The sequence below is a fragment of the Planococcus sp. 11815 genome, from assembly GCF_051096385.1.
Classification (GTDB): domain Bacteria; phylum Bacillota; class Bacilli; order Bacillales_A; family Planococcaceae; genus Planococcus; species Planococcus citreus.
Genome location: NZ_CP096991.1, coordinates 2,121,958 through 2,134,770, shown reverse-complemented (window position 1 = coordinate 2,134,770; position 12,813 = coordinate 2,121,958). Strand labels below are relative to the sequence as shown.

The following is a 12,813-nucleotide window of genomic DNA, read 5'->3' as shown; positions in this document are numbered from 1 at the left end:
TATCAAAATTTTCAGTCACTGTACATAAACCGAATCCAGTGCCGAACTGCAGGAAATGATCCAAAAAAAGGGGATGTTGAGATGTTGAGTGAACAAACAATAATCGTGACCGGAGGCTCCAGTGGGATGGGCTTTCATATGGCAGAAAAATTTGCCTCTGAAGGAGCAAACGTCATCATTACAGGGCGGGATATGGAAAAATTGAATGAGTCATTGACGAAATTGTCCGGGCTGCGGGGACAGGCGGAAGCATTCCAGATGGACGTGCGTGAACCTGAACATGCCAAGGCGATGGTCAATTTTGCGCATGAGAAATTCGGTCGGATCGATGGCCTTGTCAATAATGCGGCGGGGAATTTCATCGTCCATGCAGAAAAATTATCACCGAATGGATGGCGCTCTGTTATTGATATCGTCTTGAATGGGACTTTCTTTTGTTCTCATGCCGTCGGCAATTATTGGATTGAAAATGGCACAAAGGGGAATATACTTAATATGCTGGCAACGTATGCCTGGAATGCCGGAGCCGGCGTCGCTCATTCCGCCGCCGCTAAAGCGGGCGTCATGTCGCTGACCCGGACGCTCGCAGTTGAATGGGGCACTCAATACGGCATCCGTGTCAACGGGATCGCTCCTGGCCCGATCGAACGCACCGGGGGCGCAGATAAACTTTTCGAATCTCAAGAAGCGATGCAGCGGACCTTGAAATCTGTTCCTTTAGGCCGGCTTGGAAAACCGGAAGAAGTGGCAGATCTGGCAGCGTTCATCATGTCAGAGAAAGCGGCTTATATGAATGGGGAAATCGTGACCTTAGACGGTGGACAGTGGTTGAATAAATTCCCTTTTTAAGCCAAAACACCCAATTAAATAGTTTCGGGAATCGTGTTATGTTATGATGTAATCGAAGTGTTTCGGCATCAGACCATGCGATGCAAAAGGAGTAGAGCACATGATTTCATTACCGAGCAAAGATTTTCTTGAAACCCCGATCGAAGAATTTGTCATCTCGTCCGAAAAAGTAGCACATGTCCAAATCGGCAATAGTGCCGAGCATGCTTTATTGGTTTTGACGAAGACCGGCTATTCAGCCATCCCGGTTTTGGATGCGAAGTACCGGTTTCACGGCTTGATTAATGCCCAGCGCATCACAGACGCCATTCTTGGAATGGACCATATAGAGTATGAGAAACTTGGCGATATTCGAGTCGAGGAGATTATGCAGACCGACCTGCCGCTGATCCATTTGAATGACCGCTTCCAAAGAGCTTTGGATCTGGTGATCGACCAGAATTTCCTTTGTGTAGTGGATGACGATGGAATGTTCATGGGGATTTTGACAAGACGGATTGTCTTGAAGCAATTGAAAAAACAACTTTACCAGTTCAAACGATAATTACCCTGAAAAAGGTCTCATCCATTGAGGCCTTTTTTTCTGCTGGTTGAAAGAAGGGATCACTATGGAACAAACGAAACGCCCGCTCATCTTGATTGCGGTCATGCTCGCCATGTTCGTTTCTGCAGTTGAGGCGACCATCGTCTCGACCGCGATGCCGAGCATTGCTGCAGACCTCGGCGGGTTTTCGAAATACAGTTGGGTATTTTCCGCTTATTTGCTGATGAGCACAGTGACGGTGCTGTTATACGGGAAATTAGCTGATCTTGTCGGCAGGAAAGCAATTTTTGCTTTCGGCATGCTGTTATTTTTAGTTGGTTCACTGCTCTGCGGTTTAGCGGATTCGATGGAGCAATTGATCGCTTTTCGTTTCATTCAAGGAGCGGGAGCTGGAGCTATCATGCCGATTGCGTCGACGATCGTGGGGGATATTTATTCTCCTGAAGAACGGGCGAAGATCCAAGGATATTTGTCCAGCGTCTGGGGCATCTCGGCTATCGCCGGCCCTGCCATCGGCGGTGTTTTGGTAGCGACCATCGGCTGGCAATACGTATTTTGGGTCAACTTGCCGCTCGGGATCTTGTCGCTGCTCGGCATCTTGATTTATTTGAAAGAACCGGTGCGTATGGAGCGGGCGAAAGTCGATTACAGAGGGGCCTTGTTTTTGACGATTGCACTTAGCAGCGTCTTGTATCTGCTTATCGAAGGAGGCGTGTCTTTTGGCTGGCTCTCGGCTCCTTCTTATTTGCTTGCCATTATCGGCGCTTTGTTCATGTTCTGGTTTGTCAAAGCAGAACGCGCGTCGAGTGATCCGATGATGCCGTTTGAAATATGGCAAAACCGCGCGATTCTCTATGCGAATTTGGTTTCGCTCGCAACAGGGATTATATTGATCGGCATTTCCAGTTATCTGCCGGCTTATGTGACCGGTGTCATGGAACAGCCAGCAGCCATTGCCGGCTTCACGTTGACGACAATGTCGATCGGATGGCCGATCGCTTCTGTCCTGTCAGGAAGGCTCTTGATCAGCATCGGCTATTTCCGCACCTCGCTTCTTGGGGGCTCGTTCCTTCTTATCGGAACGGCGTTGTTTGTAACGATGCAGCCGGGGTTCGGTCCGCTATGGGCAGGGATGTCGAGTTTCTTCGTCGGTGTCGGCATGGGATTGACCAGCACCGCCTTTATTGTCTCGATCCAATCCGCAGTGTCCTATGATAAGCGGGGAGCGGCAACCGCTTCTAATATGTTTATGCGAAACCTTGGCAGCACGATCGGCGTAGCGCTTCTCGGCAGCATATTGAACAGCTCGCTATTGAACCGGCTGGACGATTCAAGCAATTTATCGCTGGAATCCGTCAACTCGATTTTAAGCATCGATAGCCGCGTGCAGTTGCCGGAAGCGGATAAGCTGGTGTTGCAGGAAGCTTTGGCTTTCGGGCTGCGCAATGTATACAGCATTGCATTTCTCTGCGCTTTGGTCAGTTTCCTGCTGATTTTCGGATTGCGCGGATTGAAAGGAGTGAAACCGGATGTCAAATGAAGAAATGATCATTAAAGTACTCGCTGAAGAAGGCAATATGCGAAAAGCGGCAGAGCGGCTTTTCTTGTCGCAGCCTGCCTTGTCCCAGCGGCTGCAATCGATTGAAAAGGAGTGGGGCCAGCAATTGTTCGTGCGCTCACAAAAAGGGCTGACGCCGACGCCAGCTGGTGAATTGGTCATTCAATACGCAAAAGAAGCCGTGATGCGCCGGGAGGAAATTTTCGAACAGCTGCATACCTTAAGTGAAAAAGTGCATGGCACCTTGAAGATCGCCTGTGCGTCGATCATCGGCCAGAACTGGCTTCCAAAGGTCTTAAAAGATTTCATTACCCTGTATCCGGAAGCGAAAGTGCAATTGATCACCGGTTGGAGCTCTGAAATCGTCCGTGCCCTGTACGACGGCGAAGCTCATATCGGCATCGTCCGGGGACAGACCGACTGGAAAGGCCCGAAGATCCATTTATTTAAAGACACTTTGTACTTGGTCGACAAAGAAATCAGTTCGCTGGAAGAAGTGATGAAGACTGAACGGCCGTTTATCCAATTTAAAAGCGATTCGACCTATTATGAAGAAATTCAGCAATGGTGGCAAAAGCATTTCGCTTCCAACCCGAAACGCCAAATCACGGTGGACCAAATCGAAACGTGCAAGCAGATGGCAGTCAATGGCATCGGCTATGCGATTCTGCCCTCAATTACCTTGACAGGGGCAGAAGATGTTCACACGATGCCGCTGACGAATAGTGAACAGGAACTGGAGTTGACACGGGATACATGGTTGATCGGCTATGAATCATCTTTCCAGTTAAGGCAGGTCGAGGCATTTGTCGATATTGTCAAAAAACATGCCACTCTGTTAAGCTAAAGGATGTATTATTATACTGAATCAGATATAATAACACCATTACACGAGAGAAAGAGGTTTTAATCAATGGAACAAATGGATGCAAATCAAATTATTTCGTACATACAGAATGCGAAGAAATCGACGCCTGTAAAAGTATATGTCAAAGGTGAGGGTGTAGCTGCGCTTAATTTTGGCGAAGGCTCGAAAGTATTCGGAGAAGGCAATCATGCAACAGTATTCGGCGAATGGGCTGAAGTGGAAAAAGCACTTGAACAGCACGCCTCCGTCATAAAAGATTCCGTAGTGGAAAACGATCGCAGAAACTCAGCGATCCCGATGCTTGACTTGAAAAACATCAACTCCCGCATTGAACCAGGTGCGTTTATCCGCGAGAACGTAGAAATCGGCAGCAACTGCATCATCATGATGGGCGCTGTCATCAATATCGGTTCTGTCATCGGCGATGGCACGATGATCGACATGGGCGTCATCATGGGCGGCCGCGCGACAGTCGGGAAAAACTGCCATATCGGTGCTGGCGCTGTACTTGCTGGCGTAATCGAGCCTGCATCTGCTACACCGGTAATCGTTGAGGACGATGTCATGATCGGCGCGAACGCAGTCGTATTGGAAGGCGTCCGCATCGGCAAAGGCTCCGTCGTCGCAGCAGGCGCTGTCGTCATCGAAGATGTGCCTGAAAACGCAGTTGTCGGCGGCACGCCAGCACGTGTGTTGAAGCTAATGGATGAAAAAACCCGTTCGAAAACGGAAATCAAGCAAGAACTTCGCCAGCTGTAAGAGGCCTTCCTATGGATCTTATTCAAATCAGGAGAGAACTGCATGAAATTCCAGAAATCGGGTTTCAGGAATTCAAAACACAAAGTTACTTAATAGACATCATTTCCAAAATGGCCCCAGACCGCATCGAGCTGGTTGAATGGCGCACAGGACTCGTGGTCAAAGTCAAGGGCAGGTCGCCTGAGAAAACAATCGGTTGGCGCACGGATATCGACGGTTTGCCGATCCTTGAAGAAACCGCATTGCCGTTTTCCTCACGCCATGAAGGGTTCATGCATGCCTGTGGGCACGATATCCATATGGCAGTCGCGCTCGGCTTGCTGGAACAGTTGGTTGAACATCCGCTTGATAACGATGCAGTGATCTTGTTCCAACCTGCAGAAGAGGGGCCGGGCGGCGCACAGCCGCTCTTGGCATGGCTTGAAAAAGAGCGTCCGGATCTCTTGCCGGATGAACTTTTTGCCTTGCACATTGCACCTGAACTGCCGGTCGGCACTGTCTCGACGAAACCTGGTCTTCTCTTTGCCAACACATCGGAATTGTTCATCGATTTGCACGGCAAAGGCGGCCATGCCGCATACCCGCATCAGACGCGCGATATGGCTGTGGCAGCAGCGGCTTTATTGATGCAATTGCAGACAGTCGTCAGCCGCAATGTCGACCCGATGGATTCGGCCGTTTTGACGGTCGGGAAAATGTCTGCGGGCACTGTGCAGAACATTATCGCTGAACGGGCACGCCTGGAAGGGACAATCCGCACCTTGACGCCTGAGTCGATGGAAAGCGTAAAAAAACGCGTCGAATCGCTGTGCCGGTCGATTGAAGAAGGCTATGAATGCCAAGTGTCGATCGATTACGGAGCGAACTATCGCCAAGTGGACAATGATGAACAGCTTGCTGAGTCATTTTTGCGCTATGCACAGGATGTTCCGGAGATACAAGCTGTCCGCAGCAAAGCGGCCATGACAGGTGAGGATTTCGGTTACTTCACCGAACGGCTGCCGTCTTTGATGTTTTGGGCAGGGGCCGGCTCCGATTACGGCTTGCATCATTCAAAACTGATGCCGGACGAGAGAATCCTATCGTTCATGCCACAATTCATTTACGATTATTTTAAGCAACGATAAAAAAAGCGAGACGCCGCTATGGCGCCTCGCTTCTTTGCATTTAGATTAATCGATGAATCAGGTACTGCGGCTTTCCTGAAGTAGCTCTTTTTTTCTCGCCGACCAGTTAAAGGCGATGAAGAAGCAGACGAGTAGGATGAAGGTTCCTGTAATGTACGGGAAGCTCATGTCGATGTCGAAGAGAATCCCGGCAAGCGCAGGCCCGATCATATTGCCGAGGCTCATGTAAGCATTGTTCATCCCAGCCGCATATCCTTGCGAGTCGCCGGCGAGTTTTGAGATGAGCGTGTTGATTGCCGGGCGCAGGAGGGAGGCGGCTGTGAAAAAGACAGCTGCCACGAATAGAATCGTCCAGAATGTATTGACGAAGAGAATGCCGATCATGGCAGCGGCTGAAATGAGCAGATTGACGAGGATGACGCGCATCTCACCGAAACGCTTGAACAAACTGTCGATGACGAAAGTTTGGACGATGACGCCGACAAAGCCGCCGACAGTGATGACAACCGAGATTTCTTTCGGTGTGAATTGGAATTGCTTATCGACATACAAGGCGATTGTCGACTGGAAATTTGACAGCCCGAATGCAAAGATGAACATCACCAGCAGCATGACGAAATACGGTGTGTAGACAGAACGTTTCATCTGCTGGTATAAATTTTCTCGTTTATAATCCACAGCCTGCACCGCTGGTTTGACATTCGGCAAGGCGAAGAAGGAGAGCAAGGCGGACAGCAAAGCGACAGAGGTCGCGACATAAAACGGGAATTGCAGGCTGACTTCAGAGAGGAAGCCGCCGATACCCGGCCCGATCATGAAACCGAGAGACATCGAAGCGCCGAGCAATCCCATTCCTTTGCCGCGTTCTTCGTAAGTTGTGATATCGGCTACAAATGCCATCATCGGCGGGATCAGGAATGCGCCGCCGACGCCGCTGAAGAAGCGTGCAAGGTAGAGGACCCATAATTCGGTTGCCATGCCGAAGAGCAGCTGCGACAAGCCGAATACGACCAGTCCGAAAATGATCAAGTTCTTGCGCCCGTATTTATCGGAGAGTTCTCCGGAAATCGGCGAAAATAGAAATTGGGCAAAAGCGAAAGTGGCGATCAAGGTACCGAGCGCTTGGCCTGCGACACCGAATGTTTCCAGATAAGCGGGCATGATCGGGATGATGAGGCCAATTCCGCTCATGGCGATGAACATATTGAACATGAGTATATATAAGGCGAATTTAGTTGATTTGACGGCCATGAGGCTAACCTTCCCTCGTTTTTATTTCGTGTGGCTAAATTTTGGTGTTATGAACTTATTTACTATACCTTATTTAAACGGAAAAAAACAGGCAGAAGTTCTGCCTGTCATTTTTCCATATCCATCTTGAATTCCAAAAACAGTTCGTTGTAGATGCCGAGCATTTCGAGCCCGAGGTTTTCATAGACTTCGAGGCGGTCGCGCATTTCTTCTGTCGGATAGAAACGCTCATCACCTGTCACTTCAGGATCCATCAACTCGAGTGCGGCTGCATTCGGGGAAGAATAGCCGACATAATCCGCATTTTGCGCAGCTACTTCAGCGTCGAGCATAAAGTTAATGAACTGATGTGCGCCGTCGACATTGCCGGCTGTCGACGGGATTATCATGTTATCGAACCAAAGATTGGAGCCTTCTTCCGGCACTGCATAATCGATGTCTTCATTGATCCACATCATATCTGCAGCTTGCCCCGACCAGGTGACGGCAACTGCCGCTTCCTCGCGGCGCATCATTTCGACGATTTCATCGCCGATAATCGCTTTGACGTTGGGCCCGAGCGTTTTTAGTTTATCGGTCGCTTCGCGCAATTCCCCGAGATCGGTGGAGTTCAGCGAATAGCCGAGGCTGTTCAAGCCCATGCCGATAACTTCGCGGGCACTGTCGACCAAGATGACTTCCTGTTCGAGCGTCGGGTTCCACAGGTCATCCCAGCTTTCGAAAGTCTGCCCTTCGAGAAGTGTCGGGTTGTAGGCGATGCCGACGGTTCCCCAGAAATAGGGAATGGAATATTCGTTGCCCGGGTCGAATGGCAAATCCAAAAAATACGGATCGATGTTTTCGAGATTCGGGATTTTGCTGTGGTCGATCGGCAACAGTAAATCGTTTTCCTTCATTTTTTCAATGGCGTATTCCGAAGGCATGGCGACGTCATAAGACGTTCCGCCCTGCTCGACTTTTGTCATCATCGACTCATTCGAGTCAAATGTCTCGTAGATGACCTGGATGCCGGTTTCTTCTTCAAATTGGCTGATCAGTTCGGGATCGATGTATTCGCCCCAGTTATAGACCGATATCGAGCCGCTGCCGCTGGTGGCAGAACTGCTCTCCAACAGATGGACGGCGTAGAAAAGGACGGCGGAAATGATTACGATCGCTGCACTTGCTCTAATGATGCCTTTCATGGTCGTGTCCCTCCTGTTCCAGCATTTGCCCCGGAGCGCTGATTAAAGAAATAATATCCGAGGACAAGACCAAGCGTCACAACGAAAATCAAAGCGGACAAGGCATTGATCGTTAGCGTGATGCCTGCTCGCGCCATCGAATAGATCTCAACGGACAATGTCGCAAAGCCATTGCCGGTGACGAAGAACGTGACAGCGAAATCATCGAGCGAATACGTCAGCGCCAGGAAAAAGCCGGCGAATATCCCCGGTTTGATGTAAGGGATAATGACGCGCGTTAAAATATCGCGCTGTGATGCCCCGAGGTCCGTCGCCGCGTCAATTAAGCTTGAGCTCATTTCCTGCAGTTTTGGCAATACCATGATGACGACAATCGGGATGCTGAAGGCGATATGCGATACCAGGACGGACGCAAAGCCGAGCTTGACGCCGACCATCGTGAAGAGAATCAGAAACGATGCCCCGATGATGACATCCGGGCTGACGATCAACACGGTGTTCAAGGACAAGACGGCGTTGCGCATTTTCCGGTTGCGCAGGAAAATGATGCCGATGGCGCCAAGCACGCCGATCGCTGTCGAGATGAGTGCAGACAGCAAAGCGACGATGACCGTGTTCAAGACAATGATGAGCAGGCGTGTGTCATTGAATACGGCCGCGTAATGTTCCCAAGTGAAATCTTCAAAGCCGGACATGGTGCCGCCGCTATTGAAGGAATAGAAAATCAAATAGAAAATCGGGGCATAGAGAATAAAAAAGACGAACGCCAAATAGATTTTGGCGGGTTTACTTAGCTTTGCCATTCAATGCCCCTCCTTTCTCTTTCGGGCCTGTGAGCAGCATGATGATAATCATGAACAAGATCAAGAACACGGCAATCGTCGAACCCATGCCCCAGTTTTGCGTCACCAGGAATTGCTGTTCGATGGCCGTACCGAGCGTGATCACTTTATTGCCGGCGATAAGCCGTGTAATGACGAACAAGGACAAGGCCGGGATAAAGACGGCCTGCACGCCGGATTTGACGCCGTTGATCGCCAGCGGAAAAATGACGCGGCGGAATGTTGTCCACTGGGATGCACCGAGGTCGCGCGATGCGTCAATCAAAGCCGGATTGATTTTATCGAGCGAGTTGAAGATCGGCAATACCATGAACGGGATGAAAATATAGACGGCGACAAAAACGAAGCTGAAGTCGGTGAACAGGATCTGAAGCGGTCCTGCACCGAAAAATTGGATCAATTGGTTGGCAGGCCCGTACAGCCCGAAAATACCGATGAACGCATAGGCTTTGAGCAACAGGTTGATCCACGATGGAATGAGGATCAACAGCAGCCAGAGTTGCTTATGCTTTGTTTTCGTCAGCCAGTAAGCTGTCGGGTAGGCAATCAGCACCGAAATAAAGGTGATGAGGAAGGCGTACCAGAACGAGCTGAGCGTCATGCGGAAATACGTTGATGAAAAGAAATTCGCGTAGTTTTCCAGAGTGAAATTGCCGGCCAAGTCAAGAAAAGAAAAATAGACGACGAGTGCGATCGGCGCAATGACGAATAACAAGATCCATATATAATAAGGTGCCAAGTACCATGGGCGCGATGAGCGATTAGTCATTGGAAACGGCTCCGTACGACTCAAGCCTTGCATCGAAGGCTTCTTCGGATTCGTTCAAGCGCATGACGTGAATCGCTTCTGGATCGAAATCGAGCCCGATTTGTGCGCCGACTTCCACGCGTTTTGTCGAATGCACTAGCCATTCATTACCCGTTTCGTCGTAAGTGGAGATTTCGTAATGGACGCCGCGGAACAATTGGCTGTCGACATGAACCGCCATTTTGCCGGTTTCCGGCTTGGTGATTTCCAAGTCTTCCGGGCGGATGACGATTTCCACTTGTTCGTTCGAACTTAGGCCTCTATCGACGCATTCGAACTCTTTATTGGCAAAGCGCACGCGGTAATCAGCGACCATGACGCCCTCGGCAATATTCGACTCCCCGATGAAATCGGCGACAAAACGGTTGATCGGTTCATCGTAAATATCCATCGGCGTGCCGCTCTGCTGAATTTCCCCGGCATTCATGACAAAAATTTCATCAGACATCGCGAGTGCTTCTTCTTGGTCATGCGTAACGAAGACGAAAGTCTTGCCGAGGCGCTGCTGCAGCTCCCGCAATTCATATTGCATTTCGGTGCGCAGCTTCAAGTCGAGTGCGGACAGCGGTTCATCGAGCAGAATCACTTCCGGGTCATTGATGATGGCCCGTGCGATGGCGACGCGTTGGCGCTGGCCGCCGGACATTTCGTGAATTTCGCGGTTTTCATAGCCGCTCAAATTGACGAATGCCAAGGCTTCTTTGACGCGTCGCTCGACTTCCGCTTTTTTGATTTTTTTGATGCGTAAGCCGAATGCTACATTTTCGAATACATTTAAATGAGGGAACAGCGCATAATCCTGGAATACGGTGTTCACTTGCCGCTCATTTGCCGGGATCTTATTGACTTTTTTGCCTTTGATATAGATGTCACCGCTCGTTGGCTGATTGAATCCCGCGATCAATCGCAGGATCGTCGTTTTGCCGCAGCCGGAAGGGCCGAGCAAGGTGTAGAATTTACCTTTTTCCATTTCAAAACTGATGTTGTTCAAAACATTGCCCGCGCCTTCGAAAGTTTGGACAACATTATCAAAGCGGATGATCGCTTGGTCCGTCATAATATACCTCCTGGATTATAAATAAGATTTCGTTGCAACGATGATCATTTCTGAACGGTCCGTTGAATGGTTCGCTAATTGGTGTTCATGATCCGCGCTATAGTAGATGGAATCGCCGGCTTTAGCTGTATAGGACCGGCTGCCAATATTCAGGCGAACTTCACCTTTTAGGACATAGACGAAGGTTTCGGATGCCGAGGGTTCGAAAGTTTTGAAATGCCCCGACGATTCCAAGGTCAGGTAAACCGGTTCCATTTCCTTTTTGTTCGATGTCGGGACAAGCCAATCGACTTCATAGCCAGTTTCCCTGTCGATGTGGACCGTATGATCTTCTTCCTTGAAGACGAGCTTTGTCTCTTCAGCATCCGTGAAAAACTCTTTTGGAGTCGTTCCGAGAACTTCAAGGAGAGAGAACAGCGTTTCAATGGAAGGGGAGTTCATGTCGCGTTCAAGCTGTGAAATGAATCCTTTGCTCAAGTCCGTCCTCGAGCCGAGCTCTTCTTGTGTCAAACCGTTTTTCAGCCGCAAATTCTTGATCTTTTTGCCGATTTCCATACAGTCTCCTCGATTCTTCAGTAGTGGTACAATATAGAAAGAAATTGCGATAGGTGATGTGAACCCTGTCATTCAGGTGAAATAAATGCAAATGGCTTGAATGATTGAATGAACAGAGGGTAGTTTAGTTAAAATATACTTTTAGTTTAGTTAAAGTATTTATTCATTATACAAAACCTGCGCTGAAATTCAAGGGAAAAAAACTTTGGGAAATGAATCCGAATCTATTGCAATCAGCTAAGGCAATTACTATTATAGAGAAAGTGCAAAAACCATAAAGTCCACAAAGACTGATATAGAAGTTTTCGGTTGTGCAAAATTGACAGATGACAGGGACATAAAAGCCCAACCAACTACGGGAGTGATCAACTTGAACGGAAAGATGAATTTTTTCCTCGACCCGAAAAATCGGGTAGCGCAAAAACCATCCATCATGAATTACAAACAAGACGAAAAAGGGCTTTATTTATTGGCCGACAAAAAGTTCATCAATTGGATGGACGTCCACACGTTTTGCCATACGTGCATGGATCCTTTAACTTTCGATAATGAATTCGACGCAAGCTATTGCGCGAGCTGTAATGAATGGCGCGAAGAGCGCTGCAGCGACATCAGTTGCGAATACTGTGAAAATCGCCCTGCAAGGCCACTAGATCCCCGTAAATAAGCGGGGGTTTTTTTATAGAAGAAAGAAGGATATGATGAAGAAGAGCAAACAAGAATATGGGGGATGGACATGAAAAAGGAATTCGTGGTAATAGGCTTAGGGCGTTTCGGCGGAAGCATCGTCCGGGAACTGATCGAACAAGGCGCCGACGTGATGGCTATCGATAAAGACCATGAGCGGGTGGATGAATTCGCCTCAATCGCGACACAAGCTGTTGTTGCCGATACGACAGACGAATCAGTATTGAAATCTCTTGGGGTCCGCAATTTCGAACAGGTCATCGTTGCGATTGGGGAGAATATCCAAGCGAGTATCCTGACGACACTCATGTTAAAGGAAATTGGCGTCAAGAAAATCACCGTCAAAGCCCAAAACGATTACCATGCCAAAGTGCTGCATAAAATCGGGGCGGACAAAGTCGTACATCCAGAGCGCGATATGGGTATCCGAATCGCCCATAACATCCTATCGAACAATGTGCTCGATTACCTGGAACTGTCTGACGAGCATTCAATCATGGAAATCAAAGCAAACGAAAAACTGGCTGGTTATACCTTGATCGAATTGGATATCCGCGCCAAATACGGCATCAATATCGTCGCAATCAAAAGAGGTGACGATATCATCGTATCCCCGCAAGCCGATATGGAAATCGAACGGGAGGACATCCTGATCATCATCGGATCCGATGCCGACATCAACCGTTTTGAAAAGAAAGTCATGAACTAAATAAGGCAATAAAAA

Annotated in this window: 14 protein-coding genes; 8 read left to right on the top strand and 6 right to left on the bottom strand. The window is 48.9% G+C overall.

The features are described 5' to 3' along the window. Window positions 1-81 precede the first annotated feature (81 nt). From fadH to M1Q06_RS10870, 6 genes are all read left to right on the top strand, one after another. Window positions 82-849 carry a 2,4-dienoyl-CoA reductase gene (fadH, locus tag M1Q06_RS10895; protein ID WP_434399578.1) on the top strand — a complete coding sequence of 256 codons (768 nt, stop codon included), beginning with the start codon at window positions 82-84 and terminating at the stop codon, window positions 847-849. Between the two features lie 100 nt (window positions 850-949). Beyond that, window positions 950-1,393 carry a cyclic-di-AMP-binding protein CbpB gene (gene cbpB / locus M1Q06_RS10890; protein WP_058383441.1) on the top strand — a complete coding sequence of 148 codons (444 nt, stop codon included), beginning with the start codon at window positions 950-952 and terminating at the stop codon, window positions 1,391-1,393. Between the two features lie 64 nt (window positions 1,394-1,457). After that, complete coding sequence (locus M1Q06_RS10885) at window positions 1,458-2,933, top strand: MDR family MFS transporter (RefSeq protein ID WP_434399577.1); 1,476 nt, start codon at window positions 1,458-1,460, stop codon at window positions 2,931-2,933. After that, complete coding sequence (locus tag M1Q06_RS10880) at window positions 2,923-3,798, top strand: LysR family transcriptional regulator (protein WP_101190631.1); 876 nt, start codon at window positions 2,923-2,925, stop codon at window positions 3,796-3,798. The genes M1Q06_RS10885 and M1Q06_RS10880 overlap by 11 nt, the downstream gene beginning before the upstream one ends. A 66-nt stretch (window positions 3,799-3,864) precedes the next feature. Further along, window positions 3,865-4,578, top strand: coding sequence for a 2,3,4,5-tetrahydropyridine-2,6-dicarboxylate N-acetyltransferase (gene dapD / locus M1Q06_RS10875; RefSeq protein ID WP_434399576.1), 714 nt, complete (start codon window positions 3,865-3,867; stop codon window positions 4,576-4,578). Window positions 4,579-4,589: 11 nt separating this feature from the next. Next, window positions 4,590-5,705 (top strand): N-acetyldiaminopimelate deacetylase, encoded by a 1,116-nt coding sequence (locus tag M1Q06_RS10870; RefSeq protein ID WP_434399575.1) that lies wholly within the window; start codon window positions 4,590-4,592, stop codon window positions 5,703-5,705. A gap of 57 nt (window positions 5,706-5,762) precedes the next feature. Here M1Q06_RS10870 and M1Q06_RS10865 read toward each other — a convergent pair whose 3' ends face one another. The 6 genes from M1Q06_RS10865 to M1Q06_RS10840 all read right to left on the bottom strand — a co-directional run bounded on the left by M1Q06_RS10865 (window position 5,763) and on the right by M1Q06_RS10840 (window position 11,402). Further along, a complete protein-coding gene (locus tag M1Q06_RS10865; RefSeq protein ID WP_121297818.1) occupies window positions 5,763-6,956 on the bottom strand; it encodes an MFS transporter in 1,194 nt (397 codons plus the stop codon). Between the two features lie 107 nt (window positions 6,957-7,063). Then, window positions 7,064-8,140: an ABC transporter substrate-binding protein gene (locus M1Q06_RS10860; RefSeq protein WP_434399574.1), complete on the bottom strand. Its 1,077-nt coding sequence runs from the start codon at window positions 8,138-8,140 to the stop codon at window positions 7,064-7,066. Next, on the bottom strand, window positions 8,137-8,943 hold the full coding sequence (locus M1Q06_RS10855; protein ID WP_058383448.1) for an ABC transporter permease: 807 nt from the start codon (window positions 8,941-8,943) through the stop codon (window positions 8,137-8,139). The genes M1Q06_RS10860 and M1Q06_RS10855 overlap by 4 nt, the downstream gene beginning before the upstream one ends. Further along, on the bottom strand, window positions 8,927-9,751 hold the full coding sequence (locus M1Q06_RS10850) for an ABC transporter permease (protein WP_434399573.1): 825 nt from the start codon (window positions 9,749-9,751) through the stop codon (window positions 8,927-8,929). Before M1Q06_RS10850 ends, M1Q06_RS10855 begins: the two co-directional genes overlap by 17 nt. Next, on the bottom strand, window positions 9,744-10,847 hold the full coding sequence (locus M1Q06_RS10845; RefSeq protein WP_058383450.1) for an ABC transporter ATP-binding protein: 1,104 nt from the start codon (window positions 10,845-10,847) through the stop codon (window positions 9,744-9,746). Before M1Q06_RS10845 ends, M1Q06_RS10850 begins: the two co-directional genes overlap by 8 nt. 15 nt (window positions 10,848-10,862) lie before the next feature. Next, window positions 10,863-11,402: a helix-turn-helix domain-containing protein gene (locus M1Q06_RS10840; RefSeq protein ID WP_434399572.1), complete on the bottom strand. Its 540-nt coding sequence runs from the start codon at window positions 11,400-11,402 to the stop codon at window positions 10,863-10,865. Between the two features lie 370 nt (window positions 11,403-11,772). Between M1Q06_RS10840 and M1Q06_RS10835 the strand changes: the two genes are divergently transcribed. Continuing rightward, entirely contained in the window at window positions 11,773-12,069 is a 297-nt protein-coding gene (locus tag M1Q06_RS10835; RefSeq protein ID WP_121297813.1) for a hypothetical protein, read from the top strand. A 69-nt stretch (window positions 12,070-12,138) separates the two neighbouring features. After that, complete coding sequence (locus tag M1Q06_RS10830) at window positions 12,139-12,798, top strand: potassium channel family protein (protein WP_121297812.1); 660 nt, start codon at window positions 12,139-12,141, stop codon at window positions 12,796-12,798. Window positions 12,799-12,813: the final 15 nt, after the last annotated feature.

What these genes read in the sequence shown, in the direction of transcription:
- fadH (WP_434399578.1), top strand. Translation starts at nt 82, where the DNA reads ATGTTGAGTGAACAAACAATAATCGTGACCGGAGGCTCCAGTGGGATG.
- cbpB (WP_058383441.1), top strand. Translation starts at nt 950, where the DNA reads ATGATTTCATTACCGAGCAAAGATTTTCTTGAAACCCCGATCGAAGAA.
- M1Q06_RS10885 (WP_434399577.1), top strand. Translation starts at nt 1,458, where the DNA reads ATGGAACAAACGAAACGCCCGCTCATCTTGATTGCGGTCATGCTCGCC.
- M1Q06_RS10880 (WP_101190631.1), top strand. Translation starts at nt 2,923, where the DNA reads ATGTCAAATGAAGAAATGATCATTAAAGTACTCGCTGAAGAAGGCAAT.
- dapD (WP_434399576.1), top strand. Translation starts at nt 3,865, where the DNA reads ATGGAACAAATGGATGCAAATCAAATTATTTCGTACATACAGAATGCG.
- M1Q06_RS10870 (WP_434399575.1), top strand. Translation starts at nt 4,590, where the DNA reads ATGGATCTTATTCAAATCAGGAGAGAACTGCATGAAATTCCAGAAATC.
- M1Q06_RS10865 (WP_121297818.1), bottom strand. Translation starts at nt 6,956, where the DNA reads ATGGCCGTCAAATCAACTAAATTCGCCTTATATATACTCATGTTCAAT.
- M1Q06_RS10860 (WP_434399574.1), bottom strand. Translation starts at nt 8,140, where the DNA reads ATGAAAGGCATCATTAGAGCAAGTGCAGCGATCGTAATCATTTCCGCC.
- M1Q06_RS10855 (WP_058383448.1), bottom strand. Translation starts at nt 8,943, where the DNA reads ATGGCAAAGCTAAGTAAACCCGCCAAAATCTATTTGGCGTTCGTCTTT.
- M1Q06_RS10850 (WP_434399573.1), bottom strand. Translation starts at nt 9,751, where the DNA reads ATGACTAATCGCTCATCGCGCCCATGGTACTTGGCACCTTATTATATA.
- M1Q06_RS10845 (WP_058383450.1), bottom strand. Translation starts at nt 10,847, where the DNA reads ATGACGGACCAAGCGATCATCCGCTTTGATAATGTTGTCCAAACTTTC.
- M1Q06_RS10840 (WP_434399572.1), bottom strand. Translation starts at nt 11,402, where the DNA reads ATGGAAATCGGCAAAAAGATCAAGAATTTGCGGCTGAAAAACGGTTTG.
- M1Q06_RS10830 (WP_121297812.1), top strand. Translation starts at nt 12,139, where the DNA reads ATGAAAAAGGAATTCGTGGTAATAGGCTTAGGGCGTTTCGGCGGAAGC.